The sequence below is a fragment of the Serratia myotis genome (assembly GCF_027474885.1).
Lineage (GTDB): Bacteria > Pseudomonadota > Gammaproteobacteria > Enterobacterales > Enterobacteriaceae > Serratia > Serratia proteamaculans.
Window position 1 is genome coordinate 3,020,331 of the sequence record NZ_CP099707.1, and the last position, 25,971, is coordinate 3,046,301.

Here is a 25,971-nt window from a genome sequence, read left to right on the forward strand (position 1 = left end):
ATGATGATTATCAATAAACGTTTCGCCACCGCTGCTTTGGCGCTTACACTGGCGTTTTCACTCAGCGCTTGTTCCAACATGTCCAAACGTGACCGTAACACCGCTATTGGTGCCGGCGCAGGGGCTGTAGGCGGCGCAGTGTTGACCGATGGTAGCGCACTGGGTACGCTCGGCGGGGCCGCCGTTGGGGGCATCATTGGTCATCAGGTAGGCAAATAACCTGATCGGCCACTATCTGGATACCTCTGCCGACAGGCTGGCAAAAGCGTTTGCGCTTTGACGTATTAACCATAATAAAGATTATTTCAGGTCTGTTTTACCTTCAGTCAATGGCTCATTGCCATTCACGGGTTAACGCCCGGCAGCATCACCCTATGCCATGCCGCAGCATTGCACCGCGGCATGGCAATTCACCCAGGCGATCAACCGCCCGCCAGCTTGACCTTCATTCCTTTGGCTTCCAGCAGCTGTTTTAGTAAATCGCGCTTATCGCCCTGGATCTCAATCACGCCATCCTTGAGCGAACCACCGCAGCTACACTTCTTCTTCAACTCGGCCGCCAGTTTTTCCAGTGCCGCATCATCCAGATCAACGCCCGAGATCAGGCAAACGCCCTTCCCCTTACGCCCACTGGTCTGACGCTGAATGCGCACGATGCCGTCACCCTTGTCGCGCTGTGGCTTAACCTCTTCCTGTTTGATGCGACCGCTGTCGGTGGAATAGACCAAGCGGCTGTTATCGTCCTTCATGGTCATCTCCTCAGGCCAGTGAGGCGCGAATGGCGCTCAGCGTGGCGGCAGGGTCAGCGGATTGGGTGATCGGACGCCCAATCACCATGTAGTCAACGCCCACCGCCTGAGCCTGCACCGGCGTCATGATGCGACGCTGATCGCCTGCGTCGCTGCCTTCAGGGCGGATACCCGGCGTCACCAACTGGAACTGTTGGCCACAGGCCGCTTTCAGGCGCTCGGCCTCATGCGCAGAACAGACTACGCCGTCCAGCCCGCAATCGCGAGTCAGGCGCGCCAGCCGTTCCGCCTGTTCGGCCGGAGAGAGGTCGATACCGATAGCCTGCAGATCTTCCGCTTCCATGCTGGTCAGCACGGTCACGGCGATCAACAACGGCGCCTGCGCGCCATAGGCCAGCAATGCCTCTTTGGCGGCGGTCATCATACGCGCACCGCCGCTGGCGTGAACGTTAACCATCCATACGCCCAGTTCAGCCGCTGCCGCTACCGCACGGGCGGTAGTGTTAGGAATATCGTGGAATTTCAAATCCAGGAATACGTCGAAACCGCGGTCGTGCAAATCACGCACCAGTTGCGGTCCAAACAGGGTGAACATTTCCTTGCCCACTTTTAACCGACAGTCCTGCGGATCGATACGATCGGCAAATGCCAGCGCGGCACCTTTGTCCGCGTAATCCAGCGCAACGATGATTGGCGATGATTTTAAGTCATTGTTATTAATGTTATTTTCAGACTTCATTTCTTCTACCTTCTGTAAAATGGACATAACCAGGTAACAACCCGCCAAACTGACCGCCGCATTCTACATGCCAGTCGACAGAAATCCCAGCCGCAGCGCGCGCTGCGGTTAAGTAATGTTAGCCCCTGGTTCGTCATCAAGCGTCAATATAACCCGAATGCCATTAGCCCAGACTGCGTAAAGCGCCGTAAAGATGCGTAAATTATCAATCAAATAATTTGAATAACAAGCTCAGCATTATCAGATTTTAAATCTGCGTGGATGCTTTATTATTCAACACATCGGAAGCAAACGGCTTCCAACCTAAATAAACAGACTGGAGTTTCCTATGAAAAGCATCAAATATTTTGCAGCCGCTGCCGCTATTGCCATGACCTCTTTCGCTACCTTCGCCGCTGAGCCGGTTGATCTGCAGCAGGCCACCAGCCTGACCGCCTCCGGTGTCGTCTCCGCAGGCCATGCTACTACCCTAAGCAGCCTGGAAAGCAAACTGGCCGCCAAAGCTGAAGCCCAGGGCGCCAGCAGCTACCGCATTATCTCAGCCGGTGGTAATAACATGCTGAGCGGCACCGCAGTCATCTACAAATAAGTGCTTTCGGTATGGGGCCCGGCACGCCGGGCTCTACCTCAATCCCCCCCGCCATATCGTTCATTATTCCCCCGTCACAATGTTACATAAATATTAAATTTTTATTACACACTAGACACTCACCCACGACTGGCTTAGCTTGAAGGCAATCCTCCCGCAGAAAGGCTTCAAAATGAGCGAGATATCTACACTAACGATTAAAATCCCTCTGGAACTCAAAGAAAAAATTCGTGCCATTGCCGCCGATAACCAACTTTCTCTGAGCGCTGAGGTTTGCCAACGTCTTGAACATAGCTTCGACTTCCCGGCTAAGGCGGAAAAAGCCGCTAAGAAATCGGCGGAGTTACACCATGGTGACATCGACAACCAGGGTATTGAAGAAGAGATTGAGCAACCGCTGAACCAGAAAGAATTGAAGAAGCTGCGTCAGTTGCTGAAAGGTGGCGTCAAAGCCGGCAAGAAAAAATAAAGCGCTATTCTCATAAAAAAACGGGGCTAATTTAGCCCCGTTTTTTATTGTGTATTACTGTGCGTTATTGTCCATCCAGCCCGCGGATCGGTTTAACCGATGACCAGGCTCGGCACGACGGGCAATGCCAATAAAGAGAGTGCGCGGTAAAACCGCATTTATGGCAGCGATAGCGCGGCTTGGTACGTATTTGTTCGCCAACCATATCACGCAGCAACAGCAAACTCTCTTTCGCACGGCCGTCTTCCGCATCTGCCAGGTGATAATCCATCAGGTGATAAAATACCCGCATCGTCGGGTGGCGCTGTAATTGGCGGTTGATATACACCTGCACCACATCGCGCCCTTCTTGCTGCTCAATTATTTCCGCCAGCATCAGTTCAGCGGTAGCGCCGGTATTTTCTTCCACACAACGTTTGAGGAAGTCCGACCAATCCTGCTGCTGATCCAGATGTGGATAACACTCATGCAGCATCGGCAAGGTTTCGCTAACCAGTTCTTTATCCTGATTCAGCACCCGCTTGAGCGACTCTACCGCCTTGGCGTATTCCCCCTGAGCCATATAAATGCGCCCTACCATGATCGACACCCGGGCACACTGCTTATCGGCCGAGGCCGCTCGTTTCAGCAGGCCCATTGCCTTATCGAGATCGTCACTGCCCATCGCCTGCAATGCCAGTTCGCAGTAGAAATGGGCGATCTCGATACGCTGTTTATCTTTGCCCAATTTGACCAATTTTTCCGCCACATCAATGGCTTTTTGCCAATCGCTGGTGGCCTGATGGATCACCAACAGTTGCTGTAACGCGGAAATGCGGAAATCTTCTTCACCGATTAACTGGCCGAACATATCTTCCGCGCGATCGTACATGCCGGCGGCCATATAATCGCGCCCCAGCTGTTGCACCGCCAGCAGGCGTTGTTCGAAGGTCAGAGAAGCGCTTTCCATCAGCGCCTGGTGAATGCGGATTGCACGGTCTACTTCGCCGCGCGAACGGAACAGGTTGCCCAGCGTCAGGTGGGCCTCAACGGTGTTGCTGTCCTCTTTCAACATATCCAGGAACAGATCAACCGCTTTATCCTGCTGGTTGGAGAGCAGGAAGTTAACCCCGGCCACATACTCGCGTGACAGACGGTTGGCTTCCTGTTGTTTATCCTGTTGAGCACTTCTGCGCCCCATGTACCAGCCGTACGCGGCAGCCACGGGCAACAACAGAAACAGCAGCTCTAACATAGAAGATTATTCCTTGCTGACAACGGATGGAGCTGCCGATTCAGCAGGTTGTTCAAGCTGCAGTTCCAGCCTTTTTATTTTTCGCTCAGCCCGACCCAGCGAAATGCGGGTACGCAGATAAAACAGGCCACAAATGACCCAGCCGAGAACAAAACCGGCGCCAAACAATGCCGCCAATAGGGTCGATACGCGATAGTCGCCCTGCGCAACCAGGTAATTAAAACTCACGACCTGGTCGTTATGCGCGCCCAACGTGACTGAAATCACGAAAATCACCAGAACCAACAAAAAAATCAGCAAATATTTCACATTCTTTCCCGCGATGCCGAGTTAATCGGATGAACTATGCCTATACGTGGCGTCCCTAACCTTTAAGTTAGCATTTCCCATCGTGGCAGGGAAACCCTGCGGCACGATAAAACCACATATCTGCTGGCATATTCGACAGTAAACGACGCTCCCGAACAAATTAATGAGAAAGCTTCTCAAAATAATAGATTAATAAGGATATGGGGGCATGAATAAGAATTACAACGAAGGGAAATGTAAGGGGTTAATGCGGCGCCGTATCGGCGCCGCGATAAGTGACATCGTCACCTAATGTTTATGGGTAGAACTTCTTTCTGCAATTTCCTGCTGTTCTTGCGGCGGCGGAGTCAAAGGGCCAAACCAGCGTTGTGCCAACCAACAGGCTATTGTCACCAGCAACCAACTGATCAACGTCGCCACCACCAGATCGCGCGGCCAATGCATGCCCAGCAGCAAACGACTGCCCATGACGCCCGTTGCCCACAGCATCAATACCGCCACGGTCTTATAGTGCCGACGTGGCCACAACAGCCCAACGCCCAGCAGCGCCCAACTGGCGGCAAACATGGTATGGCCGGAAGGGAATGCGAAACCAGTCTCAAACTGCCAGTGCTCACGCAACCATACCGGTACCAGAGGTTGATCTTGCAGTTGTTCTTTAACCAACGCACCCCGTTCTTTACGCTTGAGTGAGTAAAAGTACTTTTCGTCAATCTGATGGGCAGACTCCAGCCACAACACAAATGGCCGCGGCTCCTGTACCCGATCCTTGATAAAAGACTTCACCCCCTGACCAATCAGAATCGATGCGCTGAGCAGCACCAACAGACCTATCGCCGGCCGGATGCGAAAGCGCAGGCACCACAGGAACCAGGCACCGAGAATGATGCTGGTGATAATCCCCCAGGGCGAAGTGACCGTTTCGGTCAACCAATACAGACCTTTCAATAGTCGGCCATCGCCACCCGGCTGCCATTGCCAACCGGAAAGCCACGCTGCCAGCGGCATCAGCAACAGCACTATCGCGCCTGCTGCCGTGCGTTTTGCTATCTCAAACATTCCTATCGTCCTTTGCATAAACCCATTGGCAGTGTAACAATCTTGTAATATTGATAACACTCTAAAAATTAAACAGATATATAACCTAATTCAATAATACTTGGCTGAAAACACCGGATGCCGATTTGCTGAGCACCTCAGGGCAAGAAGTTATGGCAAAATAGTCGATAATTAATGAAATGCCGATCGTCGTTGCGCATTTTAATACTGGTCAGTTCACTGTGCCGGACGTAGGATGCGCAACCATGATTGAATCGGATGTATTTGTGGAGAGCAACATGCAGCTTAAACGGGTGGCAGAGGCCAAATTGCCAACACCTTGGGGCGATTTCCTGATGGTAGGATTCGAAGAACTGGCTACCGGGCACGATCATCTGGCGCTGGTGTTCGGTGATATTTCTGGCGCGACGCCGGTACTCTCACGGGTTCATTCTGAGTGTCTGACCGGTGATGCATTATTCAGCCTGCGCTGTGACTGCGGTTTTCAGTTGGAAGCGGCACTGGAGCATATCGCAGAAGAAGGTCGCGGTATTCTGCTCTACCACCGCCAGGAAGGTCGTAATATCGGTTTGTTGAATAAGATCCGCGCTTATGCGCTGCAGGACAAGGGGGCTGACACGGTAGAAGCCAACCACCAGTTGGGCTTCGCCGCTGATGAACGAGATTTCACCCTGTGTGCAGACATGTTCAAACTGCTGGGCGTGGATGCGGTGCGTTTGTTGACCAATAACCCGAAAAAGGTTGAGATCCTGACGGAAGCCGGTATTAACATTAGCGAGCGAGTGCCGTTGATCGTTGGGCGTAACCCGAAGAACGAACGTTACCTGGCGACCAAGGCCGCGAAAATGGGCCATTTACTGGACCAAGAGTAATTTCCCCCAGGGGAAAATCAGGGCGCCATGACAGGCGCCCTTTTTATTACAGCATTTTCCTGATCACATAGTGCAGGATGCCGTCATTTTCATAGTAGGTCAGCTCATTGCCGGTATCGATACGGCAACGGGTATTGACCACTTCTTTACGCCCATCGGCATAAGTGATCAGCACCGGCACATTCTGCCCCGGTTTCAGCGTTTGTAATCCGCTGACGCTAATCTGCTCATCACCACTCAGCCCCAGCGTTTTGCGTGTCACGCCCGCCGGGAACTCTAACGGCAGAATGCCCATGCCAATCAGGTTAGAACGGTGAATACGCTCAAAGGACTCGGCAATCACCACTCGTACCCCCAGCAGACGCGGCCCCTTCGCCGCCCAGTCACGGCTGGAGCCGGAACCGTATTCTTTACCGGCAATCACCGCCAGCGGTACCTGTTCCTGCTGATACTGCATCGCGGCATCGTAGATCGACAGCTGATTCTGTGACGGAATATGGCGGGTATAACCCCCTTCAACCCCCGGCACCATTTCGTTGCGGATGCGGATATTGGCAAAGGTGCCGCGCATCATCACTTCATGGTTACCACGGCGTGAGCCATAGGAGTTAAAGTCCAGTGCCGCAACGCCATGATCGCTCAGATAGCGCCCCGCCGGGCTTTCACGTTTGATATTCCCCGCTGGCGAGATATGGTCGGTAGTCACCGAGTCGGCCAGGATCGCCAGAATGCGGGCATCCTTGATGTCTTGCACCGGATCCGGCTGCACTTTCATGGTACTGAAGAACGGCGGATGGCGGATATAGGTGGAATCTTCCTGCCACGGATAGGTGGCCGAACCGGCAACCTGAATCGACTGCCAGTTGGCGTCACCGTCAAACACCGCACCGTATTCCTTGTGGAACATCTCGGTGCGAACTTCTTCCACCGCCTGGGCAATGTCCTGGCTGCTTGGCCAGATATCCTTCAGATAAACCGGCTTGCCGTCACGGCCTTCGCCCAGTGGGTCTTTGGACAGGTCAACCTTCATGCTGCCGGCCAGCGCATAGGCCACCACCAGCGGCGGCGAGGCCAGCCAGTTGGTTTTCACCAGCGGATGGATACGGCCTTCAAAGTTGCGGTTACCGGACAACACCGCCCCCACGGTCAAGTCGCCCTCTTTAATCGCCTGCTCGATAGGATCGGGCAATGGCCCGGAGTTACCAATACAGGTGGTACAGCCATAACCCACCAGATTAAAGCCGAGCTCTTCCAGGTAGGCGGTCAGCTTGGCGCTGTCGAAATAGTCGGTCACCACTTTGGAACCCGGCGCCAACGAGGTTTTCACCCAGGGTTTGGTTTTCAGCCCTTTATTCACCGCATTTTTCGCCAGTAGACCGGCTGCCATCATCACGCTGGGGTTGGAGGTATTGGTACAGGAGGTAATGGCCGCGATAACCACAGCGCCGTTATGCAGCTCGTGTTGCTGCCCATTCAAAGTGAAAGGTTTGAATTCAGATTTACGTTGCTGGTTGCCGATTTCCAGTTCGGTTGCGGCATTGAACGCTTTAGGAACGTCGGGCAGTGCCACACGGTCCTGCGGGCGTTTCGGCCCGGCGAGGCTGGCAACCACCGTCGACATATCCAACGCCAGGGTACTGGTAAACACCGGCTCATCACCAGGGTTACGCCACATGCCCTGCACTTTGGCGTAGGCTTCCACCAATGCGATTTGTTCATCGCTGCGGCCACTCAGCTTCATATAGCCCAGCGTCACGTCGTCCACCGGGAAGAAGCCACAGGTCGCACCAAATTCTGGCGACATGTTGGCAATGGTCGCTCGGTCGGCCAGCGGCAAATCGGCCAGGCCGTCACCGTAGAACTCGACAAACTTGCCCACCACCCCGTGCTTACGCAGCATCTGGGTGACGGTCAACACCAGGTCGGTGGCGGTAATGCCTTCGCTGAGCTTACCGGTGAGTTTAAAGCCCACCACGTCCGGGATCAGCATCGACACCGGCTGGCCCAGCATCGCCGCCTCGGCCTCGATACCGCCCACGCCCCAGCCAAGAATACCCAGGCCGTTGATCATGGTGGTGTGGGAGTCGGTACCCACCAAGGTATCCGGGTAGGCAATACGCTGACCGCTTTCGTCGGTGTGCCATACCGTTTGACCAAGATATTCCAGGTTAACCTGGTGACAGATACCGGTGCCCGGCGGCACTACGCGGAAACGGTTGAAGGCTTTCTGCCCCCAGCGCAGGAAGGTATAGCGCTCGTGGTTACGCTCCATTTCGATGCGCACGTTTTCTTCAAACGCTTCGTCATCGCCGAACTCATCAACGGTGACCGAGTGGTCAATCACCAAGTCGACCGGCGACAGCGGGTTGACCTGGTCGACATTGCCACCTAATCGCTGTACCGCTTCACGCATCGCGGCTAAATCCACCACCGCGGGCACGCCGGTAAAATCCTGCATCAGTACGCGGGCCGGGCGGTAGGCAATCTCACGGTCGGCATGGCCGGTCTGCAACCAGCCAACGATAGCTTTCAGATCCTCAACCTGCACAGTGTCACCATCCACATGGCGCAGCAGGTTTTCCAACAGCACTTTCATTGATTTTGGCAGCCGGTCGATATCACCCAACTGTCTCGCTGCCAGTGGCAAACTGTAATAGCGATACTCGCTATTGAGCGCAACCAGCTTATCCATACTTGTTTCACGAAGATCGGACGACATAGCTCCTCCATTTCTTATTATGTCTAAAACAGGGTAATCACTGAGGTCTTATTTAAAGATAACACAAAGATGATGTAACGTTTTGATAACAACACGTTTTGATCATAACGATAGGCAGAAGCAATCAACTTAAAGATCTGGTGTTAGCTCAACAAGTTAACTGTGAGTGTTTAGTGAGTCCTGACAGGACGTGTACAAAATGTCACGCCGTTCCTCCGGAGATACTCTTTCCAGGCAAAGTCATGCAACCGGTGCAACCATGGGGATACCCTGTCTTGCATATCGATATCTCACTACCTGGGAAGAAAAATATGGCCGATACCAAGATCAACACCCTTGCCAACGTGGAGGCATTAAGGGTTACAGAACCAGAATCAGAGGGGCAGGTAATTCTGTTACGCGGCACTGGCGATCGCGTACTTTTTTATGTTTACAAAGCAGGTGACAACACGCCTGATGACGGCACATTAGTAGTCGTCACCACTGCTGGCAAACGCTGGCGCCTGGTTAGAGACGGCAATACGCTGCAACTTGCCTGGTTTAAGACCACCAATAATAACTGGGACAATGCAATGGATGCATTACTCAGCCATGCTTCGACTATGAATGGGAACGTAGCCAAAATCGTGTTTCCGCGTGGAACATTAAACTTTAAAAAACCGATAGTGCTGGATTACAGCAAAGACTGGTTTTTGGAAGGACAAGGCGGACATGGCGCTTCGGGTACCGTACTCGATTTTAATATTCCGCGCAGCGCCGGCTACGGCAACTATGGCGCAATTCATTGTTGGGGCGAAAACTTCGGATTCCAGCAACTCACTCTACGCAGCCTGATGGTGCAAGGGATTGGCACCAGTATTGTTGACCCCACCCAAGACGAAAAAGGCCGGGCATATTGCCACGGCGTTTATTGCCGCACCACGGCCACCCTGTGGGAGGATGTCGCTATACAAAATTTCCGAGGTTCAGCGTTGTATCTCGACAATGCCTTCGATAACAACTTCAATCGTGTTTCCGTCTTTGCCTCTGGTCGAATGAAAGACGGTTACAGCTACACCAACCTTGAAGATATCGCTAATCCGGATGCGACCGCTTACCCACCGCTACTGATCATGAGCACCCGCCCTGGCGACCAAAGCAATTTTAATCGCTTTTTTGACGGTTCTTTCGAACTGAACAATGTTACGCCATTCGTTGAGGTTCGTGGCGGCATTCAAATGCACTTTACGCGGATCCATGCTGAACGCCCTGGCGGCAGTCTGGCCGAAGGTCATTGGCCCCTGGGGACTTTTATCAAGGTCGGGGGGGAAGTGTGGCTAACCGAATGCGGTATTAGCAATTTCACACGAGCGGTTTCGTATGGCCCATACGCTCAAATGGTAATCAACGGTTGTAACCGCCTTTCAGGTGATATTTATCCTTACGATACGACGACTGTTGGTAATGGTCGCATCAAACTCGATAACACCATCTGCAATGGCCTATACATATCAGGTAATATTCAGGGGGATTATCAGATTAGCAACAGTGTACTGAACTACCTAAGAACGGTGGTGATGTCAGGATCAACCCTGGTTACCAACAGCAGAATTAATGGTGATGTCACGGTCGCAGCAGCAGCAGGCGCACCTTTGGGGTCTGCCGGCGGCCTCAAGATTAGCAATAGCCAGATTACCGGTAGCCTTATCGCTGGAGCGACGGCGCAGCGAGTCAGCGTTGCCGGGTGTCATATATTTGGCGATCTCACGCTGCCGGGTGCCAACTGCAGCGCAGTGCATAACGTGGTGATAGGGCAAGAATCCATTGCGGCCACGGGAAATAATATCAGCATCGGCAAAACCTCTCCGGCCATTATTTATGTTGATAACAGCTATGCCGAAATCAGCGGCATCATTCAAAAAGGCACGCTAATTCTGAAACGCGAGTCGCTAGCAAACCAGTCACCTGGATGGATGTGTACGTTTAGTGGGGCTAACGGCTCAGGATTGAAAGTGGCGCAATTAGCCGCGCTGGGGGCGGAAGTTTGATATGCAGGCCGCCCTGGCTATTCACAGGGCGGCCTATATGACGAGGGATCATGCGGGTTATATTGGTCCGCCATCCTGCTATCAGCCATTAATCTAACGGCTTACTTCTCTGGTAGCAAAATGTCCTTGAACATCGCTTCGATCTCTTCGTTGGAACGCAACGCAACGGCACTGTCGACCACGTCACGCGTCAGGTGTGGCGCGAAACGCTGGATGAAATCGTACATGTAACTGCGCAGGAAAGTGCTGCGACGGAAACCGATTTTGGTGGTGCTGTAGGTGAAGATATCGCGTGCATCCACCGTCACCAGGTCTGGATCCTGTACCGGATCCACGGCCATGCTGGCAATCACACCTACCCCAAGCCCCAGACGTACGTAAGTTTTAATCACGTCAGCATCGGTCGCAGTGAAGACGATGCGTGGCGTCAGGCCGGCGCGGTTAAACGCGGTATCCAGTTCGGAACGGCCGGTGAAGCCAAAGGTATAGGTAACGATCGGGTAAGCCGCCAACTCTTCAATGGTGATGTGGCTTTTACCGGCCAAGGGGTGATCGGGCTTCACTACCACCGCACGATTCCAGTGATAGCAAGGCAGCATGATTAAATCGTCGTAGAGATGCAGTGCTTCGGTGGCAATGGCAAAGTCTGCGGTACCTTTGGATACGGCCTCAGCGATTTGCGTCGGCGACCCTTGATGCATGTGCAGCGAGACACGCGGATAACGTTCAATAAAACCTTTAATCACGTTAGGCAAAGCATAACGCGCCTGGGTATGGGTGGTGGCCACATACAGTGAACCTTTATCCGGGTAGGTATGCTCGCCGGCGACGGCTTTGATGGCATCCACTTTGGACAGAACTTCACGCGCAATACGGATAATTTCCAAACCTGCCGGCGTCACCTGAGTCAGGTGTTTACCGCTTCGGGCGAAAATCTGGATACCCAGTTCATCTTCCAGCATCCGCACCTGCTTGCTGATACCGGGTTGTGAGGTGTAAAGCCCTTCTGCCGTCGAGGAGACATTCAGGTTGTGGTTAACCACTTCCACGATGTAACGAAGCTGCTGCAATTTCATATCTTATACCATCCTAGGTTAAACACTGCGTTGAGCCGCAGCCAGGTATATCGGTGTCGCCCCGGTATGCTGAAAAGTAACAAGCCATAAACACCGTGTTTCACCCAGACGCTGAAGAAACCGCCGCTGTTAATAAGCTTTAATCATAAAAAAACTTTTTATATAACCACTATAACACGCTACAGCTTCAAGTATAGATCCACGTCACACTGTGGTAACGATTATTTTGCATTGCTATCAAGGTGAAACTCTGGCCCCAGGAGGGAAAAAGCAGCAAAGGATAGATCCGTTCGCCCCCTTTCGCCAATAAAAAAACCAGCCACATGGGCTGGTTTTTTATGTTGCATTCAGGCTGCAAATTTACTTTTTGCCTTCAACCCATTTGCCATCTACGTAGAAAGCGGACCAGCCGGTGGCTTTGCCGTCCTTCTCTGAAGAGACATACTGCTGTTTGGTTTTACGGCTGAAACGCACCATGGTTTTGTTGCCTTCCGCATCGGCCACCGGCGCATCCGCCAGATAGCGCAGTTTTTCAGGCAGACGATCCTTGAAGCGGGCCAGTTCTTCCACCAACGGCGCGCGGGTCTCGCGCGATTTAGGGAAGGTATTAGCCGCCAGGAACACACCGGCAGCGCCGTCACGCAGAACAAAGTAAGCGTCCGACTTTTCGCATGGCAGTTCCGGCAATGGAACCGGATCTTCCTTCGGTGGTGCAACATCACCATTACGCAGGATCTTGCGGGTATTTTTACAGGTCTCGTTGGTGCAACCCATGTACTTGCCGAAGCGCCCCATTTTCAGGTGCATTTCAGAACCACACTTATCGCACTCAACCACAGGACCGTCATACCCTTTCAGGCGGAACTCGCCCTCTTCGATCTCATAGCCGTCACACGCCGGGTTATTACCACACACGTGCAGCTTGCGTTGATTATCGATCAGGTAGCTGTCCATCGCCGTGCCGCACTTCTGGCAACGACGGCGGGCACGCAACGCGTTGGTTTCCGCGTCATCCCCTTCGAGAATGTTCAGCACTTCCGTTTCCGGCACCAGGTTAATGGTGGTTTTACAACGTTCCTTCGGCGGCAACGCATAGCCGGAGCAACCCAGGAACACGCCGGTACTGGCAGTACGGATACCCATCTTGCGTCCGCAGGTTGGGCAATCGATGCTGGTCATCACCATCTGATTCGGGCGCATGCCGCCTTCTTCTGGCTCTTTCTCCGCCGTTTCCAGCTGTTCGCTGAACTCGGCAAAGAACTCATCCAGCACCGCTTTCCACTCTGCCTGGTTGTTCGCTACCTGGTCCAGGCCGTTTTCCATGCGTGCGGTGAAGTCATAGTTCATCAGCTCGCGGAAATTTTCTTCCAGACGGTCGGTAACGATCTCACCCATTTTCTCGGCGTAGAAACGGCGGCTTTCGACCCGCACATAGCCACGATCCTGAATGGTCGAGATGATCGAAGCGTAGGTCGATGGACGGCCAATACCGCGTTTTTCCAACTCTTTTACCAATGACGCTTCGCTGTAACGCGCAGGCGGCTTGGTGAAGTGTTGGCTTGGGATCAGCTTCTGCAGTTCCAGATCGCTGCCTACTTCAACGTATGGCAAGGTGCGGTCTTCATCACCCTTGCGCAGAGCAGGCATCACTTTGGTCCAGCCATCGAAACGCAGCGTACGGCCTTTGGCGCGCAACTGGTAATCAGCGGCTTTCACCGACAGCGTGGTGGAGTCGTACTGCGCCGGTGTCATCTGACAGGCGACAAACTGGCGCCAAATCAGCTGATACAGTTTTTGCGCATCCGCTTCCATATCTTTCAACTGCTCGGCCAGCACGTTCACATCCGACGGACGGATAGCTTCGTGTGCTTCCTGCGAGTTTTCTTTGCTGCTGTACTGATTCGGGGCTTTCGGCAGGTACTTGTCGCCGAAGTTGTCACCGATGTAGCCACGCACCATCTCGAGCGCATCCTGGCTCAGGTTGGTGGAGTCGGTACGCATATAGGTGATGTGACCCGCTTCATACAGCCGCTGGGCCATCATCATGGTTTTCTTCACGCCAAAGCTCAGACGGGTACTGGCCGCCTGCTGCAAGGTGGAAGTGATGTAAGGCGCACCCGGCTTGCTGCTGGTCGGCTTGTCTTCGCGATCCAGCACCGTATAACGGGCTTTCTCCAGCAGTTTGAGCGCTGCGTGGGTCTGCTCACGGTTAACCGGTTTGAACGGTTTGTCGTGGGCATGTGTCACTTCCATCTGCAGCGCGGTATCACCCTTCGCCAACAGATCGGCATGCAACTCCCAGTACTCTTCCGGCACGAAGGCTTTGATGTCGCGCTCACGCTCCACCACCAGTCGAACCGCAACGGATTGCACTCGCCCGGCGGACAGGCCACGGGCAATTTTTTTCCACAGCAGCGGCGAAACCATGTAACCCACCACGCGGTCCATAAAGCGACGCGCCTGCTGAGCGTTAACACGATCGATATTCAGTTCACCGGGCTGTTTGAACGCATTTTGGATCGCGTTCTTGGTAATTTCGTTAAACACCACGCGGCTAAAGCGTTTGTCGTCACCCCCGATAACTTCCCGCAGGTGCCAGGCAATGGCTTCCCCTTCGCGGTCAAGGTCGGTTGCGAGATAAATGTGGTCGGCGTTTTCCGCTAACGACTTTAACTCGGCGACAACTTTTTCTTTACCCGGCAGGATTTCGTATTGCGCTTTCCAGCCATGGTAAGGATCGACGCCCATGCGATTTACCAGCGCCGTCGTCGGATCTTTTTTAACTTTCTTCTTGGCTTTGTCTTCGGTTGAGTCAGCGCTCTTTTTGCTGGCTGAGCCACTGGTCGGCAAATCACGGATATGACCGACGCTGGACTTCACCACGTAGTCATTACCTAAATATTTATTAATAGTTTTGGCTTTTGCCGGGGACTCAACTATTACGAGAGCTTTACCCATATTTACCTTTACCTAATTTTATTTCTTCTAAAAAGAAGTCTTTTATCTCGCCGTGCCGCAGCGATTCATATCTCTTTTTTATATTGCGGCAGTCTGGCAAGAGATCAACATGTTTTTTTCTATCGGCTGTTTAACTGCTCAACCTGAACGCAAGTTGTTGATCCTGCCTACTATTCACTCATGCCCCAGAAGTACGGCAGTGTGAAACTCATTCATGGCGTAAACAAAACCTTCCACCCGACGCCGCAAAATCCCACACTGTACCTGATAAAAAGCGTCACGCAACCTAATTAGCACGGAAAGGCAGATTTCGCCAATCGGCAGATAGTGCTAGCCATCCAGACGGCAAATAAACCTTAGTCTGTTTGCGGATAAATGCGAACTGGCGTTAGAATATGTGCAGAATTTTTCATTGGAGTGTAATAAATGCGCACTGATACCTCACCTATTGCTCGCGAAGCCCTGCTGGAAGAAGCAAATAAACTTATTCGCCAGCATGATGAATATCTGCATGGTATGGTTGCCACTGATGTTGAACAAAAAGGCAGCGTTTTAGTTTTCCGCGGTGAATTCTTTTTGGATCCGGATGGATTGCCAACGATAAAAACTACCGCAGTATTTAATATGTTTAAACACTTGGCTCACGTGTTTTCTGATAAATACCATTTGGTCGATTAAGCATTAAAAAAGGGGGCCATGGCCCCCTTGATGTTTAAACATTCGGTTTAAAGCAGTGGCTTTTCACCCCGTTGCCACCAGCGTAACAGCAGACGATCGACGCTTTCCGCCGCACTGCCGGTAAAACGGTCCATCATGCGTTTACGGCGTGCATAGCGCACCCCGACCACCTCGTGGTTTTCCATTTCAGCAATCAACAAATCATCACTGGTGCCAATGGCATCAATCAGCCCTTTGTCTTTCGCCTGAGTGCCGAACCAATGCTCACCGGTCGCCACGCTATCGATATCCAGCGATGGACGCTGTTGATGAACAAACTGTTTAAACAGCTCGTGGGTGTCGTTCAAATCTTCACGGAATTTCTCACGCCCCTGCTCGGTATTTTCGCCAAACAATGTCAGCGTGCGTTTGAACTCACCGGCGGTATGCAGCTCTACATCAATATCATTCTTTTTCAGCAAACGGTGGAAGTTAGGGATTTGCGCCACGACGCCGATGGAACCGATGATGGCAAAAGGCGCTGCAACGATACGATCCGCCACGCAGGCCATCATATAACCGCCGCTGGCCGCCACTTTATCGACCGCTACCGTCAGGCGAATACCGCCGGTACGCAAACGTGCCAGTTGCGATGACGCCAGGCCGTAGCCGTGCACCACCCCACCAGGGCTTTCCAAGCGCAGCAACACTTCATCCTGCGGCGTCGCTACTGCCAATACCGCCGAAATTTCCTCACGCAGTGAAGTCACTTCATGGGCATCCATGCTGCCTTTGAAATCGAGCACGTACAGGCAAGGTTTGGTGGCTTCAACCGCGCCGGCTTTGGCACGCTGTTTCTTCAGTTTATCGTCGGCCTTGGTCTGCTTTTTAAACTGTTTGCTCCAGGCCTTTTGTTCCGCATCGCCCATGCGCGCCAGCCGCATATCACGCTGCATGTCGCGATATTGTTCGCCGAGGTCAGTCAGCTGCAGTTCCCCTTTCTGGCGGTTCTTGCGTTGCCCCAGGCTGACCGCCAGCAACGCCAGCGCGGCGATAGCAATCACTACCGTCGCGACTTTGGCCAAAAACAGGCCATAAACAGATATAAACTCCACAGATTCCGCCTTTATTAACAGGTTGTTAGTATGATCTCATTCATTCTAGCCAACCGACGCAGTGGCTGTCGCGGCTAAATAAAAAATCCTTGTGATACCTTTTTACTATGTGGGCACATTTGAGCTTAACCAAGCCGCTGCTGTTCCCTTTTTGTTACAAAAGAATGCCGATTCTGCTGCCTAATCATTGAAAATACGATCCATTTAAGGCATATAACACGGATTATTCATCAACATGATGATCCAAATTCGCTGCGGGGCCCTGCATGCGGTCGAGCCTTAGCTCCTGTCATGGCCCCTCAATCCACACCCCTCCCCGATGCAAGCGGGAGACCAGCCACCAAGGCGCGAGGAATTATTGTGCATTACCAACCTAAACAAGATCTGCTGGAAAAACGTATCATTTTGGTCACCGGCGCCGGTGACGGCATCGGTCGCGAAGCGGCACTCACTTACGCCAAATTTGGCGCACAGCTGGTGCTGTTGGGGCGTACCGAAAGCAAGTTGCAGGCGGTACAAGCCGAGATCGCAAAACTCAGCAGTGCGCCAACCTACATCATCACGCTGGATCTGCTGCATACCACCCAGGAGCAGTGCCAACAGGTGGCCCAAGAATTAGCAACTCATGTCCCACGCCTCGACGGCGTGCTGCATAACGCCGGTCTGCTGGGTGATATCGCTCCCATGGCCGGGCTGTCGATGGCAATGTGGAATGAGGTGATGCAGGTGAACGTCAACGCGACCTTTATGCTCACTCAGGCGCTGCTGCCATTGCTGCTGAAATCCAACGCCGGATCGCTGGTCTTTACCAGTTCCAGCGTCGGCCGTACCGGACGTGCCAACTGGGGTGCCTATGCGGTGTCCAAGTTCGCCACCGAGGGCATGATGCAGGTGTTGGCCGATGAATACAAAAGTCGCCATCTTCGGGTAAATTGCATCAATCCTGGTGGAACACGCACCCAAATGCGCGCATCAGCCTTCCCGCACGAAGACAAAAGCAAGCTAAAAACCCCGGCTGATATTATGCCGCTTTACCTCTATCTGATGGGCGATGACAGCCGCCGTAAAACCGGCATGAGCTTCGATGCCCAGCCAAACCGTAAACCCGGCGCCGCCGAATAAAAGGGGCTTTATCATGGCTGAAGATCGTCACCAACAACGCCAGCAGCGCCTGAAAGAACAGGTCGATGCCCGCATCGCTGCGGCTCAGGATGCACGGGGTTTACTGCTGGTTTTCACCGGTAACGGCAAGGGCAAGACTACCGCAGCATTTGGCACTCTGACTCGCGCTGTCGGCCACGGGATGAAAGCCGCCGTCATTCAGTTCATCAAGGGAGAGTGGCCGAACGGCGAAAAGAATCTGCTGCAGCAGCACGGCGTTGAGTTTCAGGTGATGGCCACCGGTTTTACCTGGGAAACCCAGGATAAAGCCAGCGATACCGCCGCTTGTCAGGCCGTATGGCAACACGGCAAGCGTATGCTGGCCGACAGCAGCCTGGATCTGGTGCTACTGGACGAACTGACCTACATGGTCAGCTACGGGTACCTTGAGCTGGATGAGCTGCTGGAGGCGCTACGACAACGCCCTGCACACCAGACGGTGATTATCACCGGGCGAGGATGCCATAGAGATCTGTTGGAGCTGGCGGATACGGTCACGGAGATGCGACCGGTGAAACACGCGTTTGACGCGGGTATCAAGGCACAGCAGGGAATTGACTGGTAACGCAAAGAAAACGCCGCAGCCCGGAGAGGGTTGCGGCGTAATGATTAGCTACGCTTGGCGGGCTTGCCAGGCTTGCTGCCTGCCGCACTGCGACGTCCGCTGCCGGCCACCTGGGTATGGCGCTTGACGGCACGACGGATCTGATTGGCTTTCACGCGGCGACGTTCACGCTCAATCGGCATCTTGCTAACGGTTTCCGGTTTTAACTCAACCAGTTCGCGCAGATAGTTAATTGCCGGCAAGTCCAGCTCGGTCCAACCGCCACGCGGCAAGCCTTTCGGCAGATCGATATCGCCGTAACGCACACGGATCAGGCGACTCACCTGCACGCCAACCGCTTCCCAAAGACGACGAACTTCGCGGTTACGCCCTTCGGTCAAAGTGACGTTGTACCACTGGTTAATGCCTTCGCCACCCTGGAAACTGATGGTGCGGAAAGCGGCCGGGCCGTCTTCCAGCTGAACGCCCTTGCTCAGTTGCTTGATTTTTTCGTCATCAATCTGACCAAATACACGCACCGCATATTCACGCTCAACTTCACGGCTTGGGTGCATCAGGCGGTTCGCCAGTTCACCATCAGTGGTGAACAGCAGCAAGCCTGAGGTATTGACGTCCAGACGCCCTACTGCCACCCAGCGTGAGCCACGCAGTTTAGGCAGGCGATCAAATACCGTCGGACGGCCTTCAGGATCGCTACGGGTGCAGAGTTCGCCTTCCGGCTTGTAATACGCCAGTACGCGGCAAACCGCTTCTTCGGATTCTTTAACCGAGACCACGTGGCCATCCAAACGGATTTTCATTGAAGCGGTTACTTCAACGCGATCACCCAGTTTGGCGACTTTACCGTCGACGCTGACGCGACCGGCTTCAATAATGGTTTCGATTTCACGACGCGAGCCATGGCCGGCGCGCGCTAAAACTTTCTGTAACTTCTCGCTCATTGAGCAACCTCTAGTGTCGCCTTCACAGGCGTCGGGGGGATGACCACCGCGGCGTCGAGCGCCACGGCAGTAACAATACGTTTACATAGATCGAACCGCGCATTATACAGGCTTTCAATAGGGTTGAAACCCACTTTATTGTCGGGTCGATTATCGAAAGCTATTGATGGCTTCAGCACACGGGGGAAAACGGGCGCAGGCCCGTTAAATAAACAACTGCTGTTATTTAATGACCGAGGAAATTGACAACCTCCCGATATACCACCTCCGGCTGTTCGAGAATACCAAGATGAGTGCGGGCATCTTCCAGCCGCGCAACCGAGAAGAACGGATGGTCAACGGCAAACCCCTGTTGGTGCCGCAGGTAATCGTCATCACGATCCAGCGAGTAAATATGCCGACAAACCGGAGGGGAGCTTAATTGACTCAGCCGGTGAAGTGGCGAACGGTACTGCAGATAGGCTTGTTCAATCGCTACGCCAGCCGCCTGCCAAACGCGAAAATCTTCCTGCGCCATTTCGACAGTCAGATGATGTTTAACCCGTGGTTGCTCAATTCCCCCCTGCCAGAAACTAAACAATTCATCACGTGCCGCCAGCCATTTTTCTGGCCGCTGCATTTGTTGCACCGAATCGAAAAATGCCGGTTCAGGCTGAGTCATGATCCAATCGAGAAAGACCATGGCTTGCGTCTGCTGTGGCAAGCTCTCGGCCAACGCCACCGCAATCCAACTGGCGTGTGCCACCGACAACGTCGCAAACCGCTCCACCCGCAGTTCAAGTAACAGTTGGCGCAAATCCGCCAGCAAATCCTCAGCACCCAGAGCAAGATCGACACCGCCGGCGGACAGCCCGTGGCCACGCCAGTCGAGACTGATCACCCGGTATTGTTGCTCCGCCAGTGCGGTAAAAGGGGCAAAAACGGTTTTCGGCTCACACCAGCCGGGCAGCAAGAGCAACGTCAGTGGACCTGAGCCGGAATCTTGATAATCGAGGGAAAGAGTGCCATGGCGAAACGCTGTCATTTTGTCTCCTAAACGTCATTGCCCTAAATCACTTAGGGGCTTATGCGCTAGTGGTAAAATGACAGCGTTTATCGATCTCATCTATGGGAAATGATGCTAACAAACAGGCTTCGCACCTAATGAAAAAATACGCACGAAACGGACTGTTTTAATGCCGTTCACAGGGGTAAGCGGCGGTTAACGCCAGCATAATCACCGAAGGCGCTGAATAGTGCAGCTGTTCCGGGTGTTCATTTAAATATTGCATGACCGCATCCGAGGCCATGCCCACGCTCATACCGGCATCCGGGCAAATATTGCGGTTGCCCTGCATCGAAAAGGTATCAAATACCCCGGCCACATAGCCCATAAACATCCCGCCATCGAGCGCTTCGGCAACGGTGGCTGCACCATTTTTATTTTTCACATAGCCGCTGGTCTCAGACAGCAAGGCGCTGCCGGAATAAAAACCTGCACTGGCCGCAGAGGAAAACAATATGGCCGCTAAAAGAGAAACCCGCTTAATCATCGCTATGCATCCTGCCTATTATCTATTTTTGATATTGTAGAATAGCGGCTTTAACCCTAAATGACGCCGTTTCGGCCACTTTTCAGAATAATGAGCAAAAACTACCGCGATGAATCAACGGAAAGGCGTTGGGTCACCCGCCCCTTCGCGCAGCACTTCCGGTGCAGACTCGGTCAGGTCAACCACCGTGGTCGGTTGCTGCCCCAGGAAGCCACCGTGGATCACCAGATCCACCTGTTTACCCAGGTGTTCGCTGATTTCTTCCGGATCGGATTCGGCAAAATCATTGCCTGGCAGCATCAACGTAGTCGACATCATCGGTTCGTTTAATACTTCCAGTAACGCCAGCGCAATCGGGTTCGACGGCACGCGCAAGCCTATGGTTTTACGTTTGTCATTCATCAGGCGGCGCGGAACTTCCTTGGTCGCTTTCAGAATGAAGGTGTAGTTACCGGGAGTGTTGTTTTTGATCAGTCGGAACGCGGTATTGTCGACATAAGCGTAAGTCGATAACTCAGACAGATCGCGACACATCAGCGTAAAGTTATGATTGCCGTCCAATTGACGAATGCGACAGATACGTTCCATCGCCGACTTTTCTTCCAGCTTGCAGCCCAGCGCGTAACCGGAATCGGTGGGATAAACGATCACACCGCCCTTACGCAGCACATCCACCGCCTGATTGATCAGTCGCGGTTGGGGATTGTCTGGATGAATATAAAAAAGCTGACTCATGACTTGCTCCTAAAAATGATGCACGCGGGCGGCATCGCCCACGTTAAATCAATCGACTTTGGCCAGTTGTGGCTGCGACCAGTCACGCCACACGGGTTCAACACCGCCGGGTAACCACAGTTTACGGCCCAGTTCGATCCACGAGCAGGGCTGATGGAAATCAGAGCCCTGCGACGCCAATAATTGATATTCCTGCGCATACTTCGCCAATTGCGAACGCTCATGCGGCGCCTGCTGACACTGCGCAACTTCCATGGCATCACCGCCATGTTCCGCAAAGTGCGCCAGCAACCGCTTCAGCCATTTGGCCGTCAGGTCGTAACGGCCCGGGTGTGCTATCACCGCCTGGCCGCCAGATTGATGAATCACATCAATGGCTTGTTCTATTGTACACCACTGTGGCGGAACGTAGCCGGTTTTGCCTTTGGCCAGGTATTTCTTGAACACCTGAGCCATATTATCGGCCATGCCGATCTGCACCAGATAACGGGCAAAGTGGCCACGGGTCACCGCCCCGCCGTCTGCCAATTTTTGTGCGCCTTCAAAAGCACCTTCAATACGCGCCTTGGCCAGTCGCACGCCTATTTCATGGGCGCGCAGGTGACGGCGCTCGGTCTGTTCGGCCAACAGCTGCACCATCGCCGGGTGCGTGGTCTCTATCCCCAGCCCCACGATATGGATCTCGTGGTTTTCCCACAGCGTGGAGATCTCTACCCCGTTAACCAACTGCAACGGCAGCGATAATTCAGCAATGGTTGCCGCCGCTGCGGCCAGGCCCGCGGTGGTGTCGTGGTCGGTAATCGCCAGTACGCCCACCCGCATTTCAACCGCCCGCTGCACCAGCTGCGCTGGCGTCAAATAGCCGTCAGAGGCGGTGGTATGGCTGTGGAGGTCGTAGAGAGTAAATGCGGAAGGTTGGGGGCTGCTGTCTGTCAAAAGGAATATCCGGCAATGGCTTGGTCTTCTATCATACCCGCGATCGCCCGGCGGACGGAAATCTATTCTGGTCCGAGGCCCCTTCCCGCTGATGAAAATAATTCACGCTTGCCGCTAAAACATTGTGCGAAAAGAGGGTTGACTTTATTCCCACGAACCAGTTAACTAGTACACAAGTTCAGGGCAGTTCCCTGGTTGGATGATAAACAAGAGAGCATAGAAATGAATAAGCAAACTTCTCTTCTTCGTTGGTGGCGTCACTCCCTTTCTCGGGCGGAGTAATCACGCATACCTGTCATCTGACACTGCAGATTCCCTAAGCCCGCTGGTAACGCGGGCTTTTTTATGGATAAATTTTAACTGGAACCACCAATGATGAACATCAAACCACAACTCAAATTACTGAAGGCGGAGGCCAGTTACCGGGGCGATCCGACCACCATTTTCCACCAGTTGTGCGGCGCTCGTCCGGCCACCCTGCTGCTGGAGTCGGCTGAAATCAACAGCAAGCAAAACCTGCAAAGCCTGTTGGTGATCGACAGTGCCCTGCGCATCACCGCTCTGGGCCGCACCGTGACGCTGCAGGCGCTGACCGCCAACGGCGCGGCGATGCTGCCGTTGCTGGACGAAGCCCTGCCGGCCGAAGTCCAGATCCAGGTACGTCCTGATGGGCGTGAACTGACCTTCCCGGTGATTGATGCCATTCAGGATGAAGATGCCCGCCTGCGTTCGCTGTCGGTGTTTGATGCACTGCGCACCCTGCTGACGCTGGTTGACTCCCCGGCTGACGAACGTGAAGCGGTGATGCTTGGCGGCCTGTTTGCCTACGATCTGGTCGCCGGTTTTGAAGACCTGCCGGAACTGCGACAGGATCAGCGCTGCCCGGACTTCTGTTTCTATCTGGCGGAAACCCTGCTGGTGCTGGATCACCAGCGCGGCGTGGCCCGTCTGCAGGCCAGCGTTTTCACTGCCGACACGGCGGAAGAGCAACGTCTGCAACAGCGTCTGGAACAGCTGCAGGTTCAATTGAAACAGACGCCGCAGCCAATCCCCCACCAGAAACTGGAAGACATGCAGCTGAGCTGCAACCAGACCGATGAAGAATACGGTACGGTCGTCAGCGAATTGCAACAGGCCATCCGTCAGGGCGAAATCTTCCAGGTGGTACCATCGCGCCGTTTCTCACTGCCGTGCCCGGCCCCGCTGGCCGCTTATCAAACGCTGAAGGACAACAACCCAAGCCCGTATATGTTCTATATGCAGGATGATGAATTCACCCTGTTCGGGGCTTCGCCGGAAAGCGCGCTGAAATACGATGCCGGCAACCGCCAAATCGAGATCTACCCGATTGCCGGTACCCGTCCTCGCGGGCGTCGCGCCGATGGTTCGCTGGATCTGGATCTCGACAGCCGTATCGAGCTGGAAATGCGCACCGATCACAAAGAACTGGCCGAACACCTGATGCTGGTCGATCTGGCGCGTAACGATCTGGCGCGCATCTGTCAGGCCGGTAGCCGCTATGTGGCCGACCTGACCAAAGTGGACCGCTACTCATTCGTGATGCACCTGGTTTCCCGGGTGATTGGCACCCTGCGCGCCGACCTCGACGTGCTGCACGCCTACCAGGCTTGCATGAACATGGGCACCCTGAGCGGTGCGCCAAAAGTACGCGCCATGCAGTTAATTGCCGCCTCTGAAGGCACGCGTCGCGGCAGCTACGGCGGTGCAGTCGGTTATTTCACTGCCACCGGCGATTTGGATACCTGTATTGTCATCCGCTCCGCGTATGTTGAAGACGGCATTGCAACCGTGCAAGCCGGCGCCGGCGTGGTGCTGGATTCTGTTCCTCAGGCGGAAGCCGATGAGACCCGTAATAAGGCACGAGCCGTGCTGCGTGCCATTGCCAGCGCGCACCAGGCCAAGGAGGTGTTCTGATGGCCGATATCTTACTGCTCGATAACGTTGATTCCTTTACCTATAACCTGGTCGACCAGTTGCGTGCCAGCGGTCATCAGGTGGTGATTTACCGTAACCAGATTTCTGCCGAAGTGATTATCGAACGCCTGCAGCAGTTGGAACAGCCGGTTCTGATGCTGTCACCGGGTCCGGGTACCCCGTCCGAAGCCGGTTGCATGCCGGAACTGTTACAACGCCTGCGCGGCCAGTTGCCGATTATCGGCATCTGTCTGGGTCATCAGGCGATTGTCGAAGCCTACGGCGGCCACGTTGGTCAGGCCGGTGAGATCTTGCACGGCAAGGCCTCGGCCATCAGCCACGACGGCGAAGGGATGTTTGCCGGGATGGTGAACCCACTGCCGGTGGCACGCTATCACTCACTGGTCGGCAGCAATATCCCGGCCGAGCTCACCGTCAACGCCCAGTTTGGCGAGATGGTGATGGCAGTACGTCATGACCAGCATCGCGTATGCGGTTTCCAGTTCCATCCGGAATCGATCCTGACCACCCACGGCGCGCGTTTGCTTGAGCAGACACTGGCCTGGGCGCTGGCGAAATAACGAGGGATACGACGATGCAAACTATTCTTGAAAAACTGTACCGCTCAGAGTCGATGAACCAACAGGAAAGTCAGCAGTTATTCAGCGCCATCGTGCGCGGTGAGCTGGAACCAAGCCAATTGGCAGCGGCACTGATCAGCATGAAAATTCGCGGCGAACGCCCGGAGGAGATCGCCGGAGCGGCCAAAGCGCTGCTGGCCGACGCCCTGCCGTTCCCACGCCCGGATTACCCGTTTGCCGACATCGTCGGCACCGGTGGCGACGGCACCAACAGCATTAATATTTCCACCGCCAGTGCCTTTGTGGCAGCGGCATGCGGCGCCAAAGTGGCCAAACACGGCAACCGCAGCGTTTCCAGCCGGTCCGGCTCCTCTGATCTGCTGGCGGCGTTTGGCATTCGCCTGGATTTGCCGGCAGAAGAAGCGCGTAAGGCACTGGACGAACTGGGCGTGTGCTTCCTGTTCGCCCCGCAATATCACACCGGTTTCCGCCATGCGATGCCGGTACGCCAGCAACTGAAAACCCGTACGGTGTTCAACGTGCTCGGTCCGTTGATCAACCCGGCACGTCCACCGCTGGCGCTGATCGGCGTTTACAGCCCGGAACTGGTGCTGCCAATTGCCGAAACCCTGCGCGTGCTGGGTTATCAACGGGCAGCGGTGGTGCACGGCGGCGGAATGGATGAAGTGGCTATCCATGCGACTACTCATGTGGCCGAATTGAACAACGGTGAAATTGAAAGCTATCAGTTGACGCCACAGTCCTTCGGGCTGCAAAGCTACCCGCTGGAAGCCCTGCTGGGCGGCTCACCGGAAGAAAATCGTGACATTCTGGCAAGGTTGTTACAAGGTAAAGGTGACCCGGCACACGCCGCTGCGGTAGCCGCTAACGTGGCGCTGCTGCTGAAGTTATTCGGGCATGAAGACCTGCGCCAAAACGCGCAGCAGGCACTGGACATGATTCACAGCGGGCAAGCTTACGAGCGCGTCACCGCACTGGCAGCAAGAGGATAA

Annotated in this window: 23 protein-coding genes, 1 pseudogene and 1 other annotated feature; of the genes and pseudogenes, 10 read left to right on the top strand and 14 right to left on the bottom strand. The window is 54.1% G+C overall.

The window, feature by feature from the left end; all coding sequences use genetic code 11:
- On the top strand, nucleotides 1-219 hold the full coding sequence (gene osmB, locus NHG65_RS14280) for an osmotically-inducible lipoprotein OsmB (RefSeq protein ID WP_004945176.1): 219 nt from the start codon (nucleotides 1-3) through the stop codon (nucleotides 217-219).
- A gap of 203 nt (nucleotides 220-422) precedes the next feature.
- On the opposite strand, the gene yciH is transcribed toward osmB, so the two are convergent.
- Both yciH and pyrF read right to left on the bottom strand, forming a co-directional pair.
- Nucleotides 423-749: a stress response translation initiation inhibitor YciH gene (yciH, locus tag NHG65_RS14285; protein ID WP_499182327.1), complete on the bottom strand. Its 327-nt coding sequence runs from the start codon at nucleotides 747-749 to the stop codon at nucleotides 423-425.
- A 10-nt stretch (nucleotides 750-759) separates the two neighbouring features.
- Nucleotides 760-1,488 carry an orotidine-5'-phosphate decarboxylase gene (gene pyrF / locus NHG65_RS14290; RefSeq protein ID WP_099062872.1) on the bottom strand — a complete coding sequence of 243 codons (729 nt, stop codon included), beginning with the start codon at nucleotides 1,486-1,488 and terminating at the stop codon, nucleotides 760-762.
- Nucleotides 1,489-1,816: 328 nt separating this feature from the next.
- Here pyrF and bhsA point away from each other — a divergent pair, with 328 nt between their 5' ends.
- Both bhsA and NHG65_RS14300 read left to right on the top strand, forming a co-directional pair.
- The gene (gene bhsA / locus NHG65_RS14295; protein WP_085117030.1) at nucleotides 1,817-2,077 is read left to right on the top strand and encodes a multiple stress resistance protein BhsA; all 261 of its coding nucleotides are present in this window, start codon (nucleotides 1,817-1,819) and stop codon (nucleotides 2,075-2,077) included.
- Between the two features lie 172 nt (nucleotides 2,078-2,249).
- Nucleotides 2,250-2,546 carry an Arc family DNA-binding protein gene (locus tag NHG65_RS14300; protein WP_099062871.1) on the top strand — a complete coding sequence of 99 codons (297 nt, stop codon included), beginning with the start codon at nucleotides 2,250-2,252 and terminating at the stop codon, nucleotides 2,544-2,546.
- 64 nt (nucleotides 2,547-2,610) lie between these two features.
- Here the strand turns inward: NHG65_RS14300 and lapB are convergent, their stop codons facing one another.
- The 3 genes from lapB to pgpB all read right to left on the bottom strand — a co-directional run bounded on the left by lapB (nucleotide 2,611) and on the right by pgpB (nucleotide 5,148).
- Complete coding sequence (gene lapB, locus NHG65_RS14305; protein WP_099062870.1) at nucleotides 2,611-3,780, bottom strand: lipopolysaccharide assembly protein LapB; 1,170 nt, start codon at nucleotides 3,778-3,780, stop codon at nucleotides 2,611-2,613.
- A 6-nt stretch (nucleotides 3,781-3,786) separates the two neighbouring features.
- Nucleotides 3,787-4,089 carry a LapA family protein gene (locus NHG65_RS14310; protein ID WP_085117032.1) on the bottom strand — a complete coding sequence of 101 codons (303 nt, stop codon included), beginning with the start codon at nucleotides 4,087-4,089 and terminating at the stop codon, nucleotides 3,787-3,789.
- A gap of 288 nt (nucleotides 4,090-4,377) precedes the next feature.
- Nucleotides 4,378-5,148 (bottom strand): phosphatidylglycerophosphatase B, encoded by a 771-nt coding sequence (gene pgpB, locus NHG65_RS14315; protein ID WP_099062869.1) that lies wholly within the window; start codon nucleotides 5,146-5,148, stop codon nucleotides 4,378-4,380.
- A gap of 278 nt (nucleotides 5,149-5,426) precedes the next feature.
- Here pgpB and ribA point away from each other — a divergent pair, with 278 nt between their 5' ends.
- Nucleotides 5,427-6,020: a GTP cyclohydrolase II gene (gene ribA, locus NHG65_RS14320; protein ID WP_085117134.1), complete on the top strand. Its 594-nt coding sequence runs from the start codon at nucleotides 5,427-5,429 to the stop codon at nucleotides 6,018-6,020.
- Nucleotides 6,021-6,066: 46 nt separating this feature from the next.
- Here the strand turns inward: ribA and acnA are convergent, their stop codons facing one another.
- Nucleotides 6,067-8,739, bottom strand: a complete 2,673-nt coding sequence (gene acnA, locus NHG65_RS14325) for an aconitate hydratase AcnA (RefSeq protein WP_099062868.1) — start codon at nucleotides 8,737-8,739, stop codon at nucleotides 6,067-6,069.
- Between the two features lie 242 nt (nucleotides 8,740-8,981).
- Between acnA and NHG65_RS14330 the strand changes: the two genes are divergently transcribed.
- The gene (locus NHG65_RS14330) at nucleotides 8,982-10,766 is read left to right on the top strand and encodes a putative phage tail protein (protein ID WP_157765437.1); all 1,785 of its coding nucleotides are present in this window, start codon (nucleotides 8,982-8,984) and stop codon (nucleotides 10,764-10,766) included.
- 101 nt (nucleotides 10,767-10,867) lie between these two features.
- On the opposite strand, the gene cysB is transcribed toward NHG65_RS14330, so the two are convergent.
- Both cysB and topA read right to left on the bottom strand, forming a co-directional pair.
- Nucleotides 10,868-11,842, bottom strand: a complete 975-nt coding sequence (cysB, locus tag NHG65_RS14335; protein WP_085117036.1) for an HTH-type transcriptional regulator CysB — start codon at nucleotides 11,840-11,842, stop codon at nucleotides 10,868-10,870.
- A 360-nt stretch (nucleotides 11,843-12,202) separates the two neighbouring features.
- Nucleotides 12,203-14,800, bottom strand: coding sequence for a type I DNA topoisomerase (topA, locus tag NHG65_RS14340; RefSeq protein WP_099062866.1), 2,598 nt, complete (start codon nucleotides 14,798-14,800; stop codon nucleotides 12,203-12,205).
- A 426-nt stretch (nucleotides 14,801-15,226) separates the two neighbouring features.
- On the opposite strand from topA, the gene NHG65_RS14345 reads away from it, so the two are divergent.
- A complete protein-coding gene (locus NHG65_RS14345; RefSeq protein WP_099062865.1) occupies nucleotides 15,227-15,478 on the top strand; it encodes a YciN family protein in 252 nt (83 codons plus the stop codon).
- 47 nt (nucleotides 15,479-15,525) lie between these two features.
- On the opposite strand, the gene sohB is transcribed toward NHG65_RS14345, so the two are convergent.
- Nucleotides 15,526-16,572 (bottom strand): protease SohB, encoded by a 1,047-nt coding sequence (gene sohB, locus NHG65_RS14350; protein WP_207976526.1) that lies wholly within the window; start codon nucleotides 16,570-16,572, stop codon nucleotides 15,526-15,528.
- Nucleotides 16,573-16,932: 360 nt separating this feature from the next.
- Here sohB and NHG65_RS14355 point away from each other — a divergent pair, with 360 nt between their 5' ends.
- Together NHG65_RS14355 and cobO are read left to right on the top strand one after the other, a co-directional pair.
- Nucleotides 16,933-17,694, top strand: a complete 762-nt coding sequence (locus tag NHG65_RS14355) for a YciK family oxidoreductase (RefSeq protein ID WP_099062863.1) — start codon at nucleotides 16,933-16,935, stop codon at nucleotides 17,692-17,694.
- 13 nt (nucleotides 17,695-17,707) lie between these two features.
- Nucleotides 17,708-18,298, top strand: a complete 591-nt coding sequence (gene cobO, locus NHG65_RS14360) for a cob(I)yrinic acid a,c-diamide adenosyltransferase (protein WP_099062862.1) — start codon at nucleotides 17,708-17,710, stop codon at nucleotides 18,296-18,298.
- A 44-nt stretch (nucleotides 18,299-18,342) separates the two neighbouring features.
- On the opposite strand, the gene rluB is transcribed toward cobO, so the two are convergent.
- From rluB to rnm, 5 genes are all read right to left on the bottom strand, one after another.
- A complete protein-coding gene (gene rluB / locus NHG65_RS14365; protein WP_085117041.1) occupies nucleotides 18,343-19,239 on the bottom strand; it encodes a 23S rRNA pseudouridine(2605) synthase RluB in 897 nt (298 codons plus the stop codon).
- Nucleotides 19,240-19,465: 226 nt separating this feature from the next.
- A complete protein-coding gene (locus tag NHG65_RS14370) occupies nucleotides 19,466-20,263 on the bottom strand; it encodes an alpha/beta fold hydrolase (protein WP_413477077.1) in 798 nt (265 codons plus the stop codon).
- 148 nt (nucleotides 20,264-20,411) lie between these two features.
- Nucleotides 20,412-20,771, bottom strand: a complete 360-nt coding sequence (locus NHG65_RS14375; protein ID WP_099062860.1) for a Rap1a/Tai family immunity protein — start codon at nucleotides 20,769-20,771, stop codon at nucleotides 20,412-20,414.
- A gap of 114 nt (nucleotides 20,772-20,885) precedes the next feature.
- Nucleotides 20,886-21,506: an L-threonylcarbamoyladenylate synthase gene (locus NHG65_RS14380; RefSeq protein ID WP_112348464.1), complete on the bottom strand. Its 621-nt coding sequence runs from the start codon at nucleotides 21,504-21,506 to the stop codon at nucleotides 20,886-20,888.
- A gap of 48 nt (nucleotides 21,507-21,554) precedes the next feature.
- Nucleotides 21,555-22,442, bottom strand: coding sequence for an RNase RNM (rnm, locus tag NHG65_RS14385; RefSeq protein ID WP_099062858.1), 888 nt, complete (start codon nucleotides 22,440-22,442; stop codon nucleotides 21,555-21,557).
- Nucleotides 22,443-22,685: 243 nt separating this feature from the next.
- Nucleotides 22,686-22,789, top strand: a sequence feature (Trp leader region).
- A 25-nt stretch (nucleotides 22,790-22,814) separates the two neighbouring features.
- Here rnm and NHG65_RS14390 point away from each other — a divergent pair.
- Both NHG65_RS14390 and trpD read left to right on the top strand, forming a co-directional pair.
- A complete protein-coding gene (locus NHG65_RS14390) occupies nucleotides 22,815-24,377 on the top strand; it encodes an anthranilate synthase component 1 (RefSeq protein WP_413477079.1) in 1,563 nt (520 codons plus the stop codon).
- Nucleotides 24,377-25,971 (top strand): annotated as a pseudogene (trpD, locus tag NHG65_RS14395) (bifunctional anthranilate synthase glutamate amidotransferase component TrpG/anthranilate phosphoribosyltransferase TrpD). The gene NHG65_RS14390 and the pseudogene trpD overlap by 1 nt, the downstream one beginning before the upstream one ends.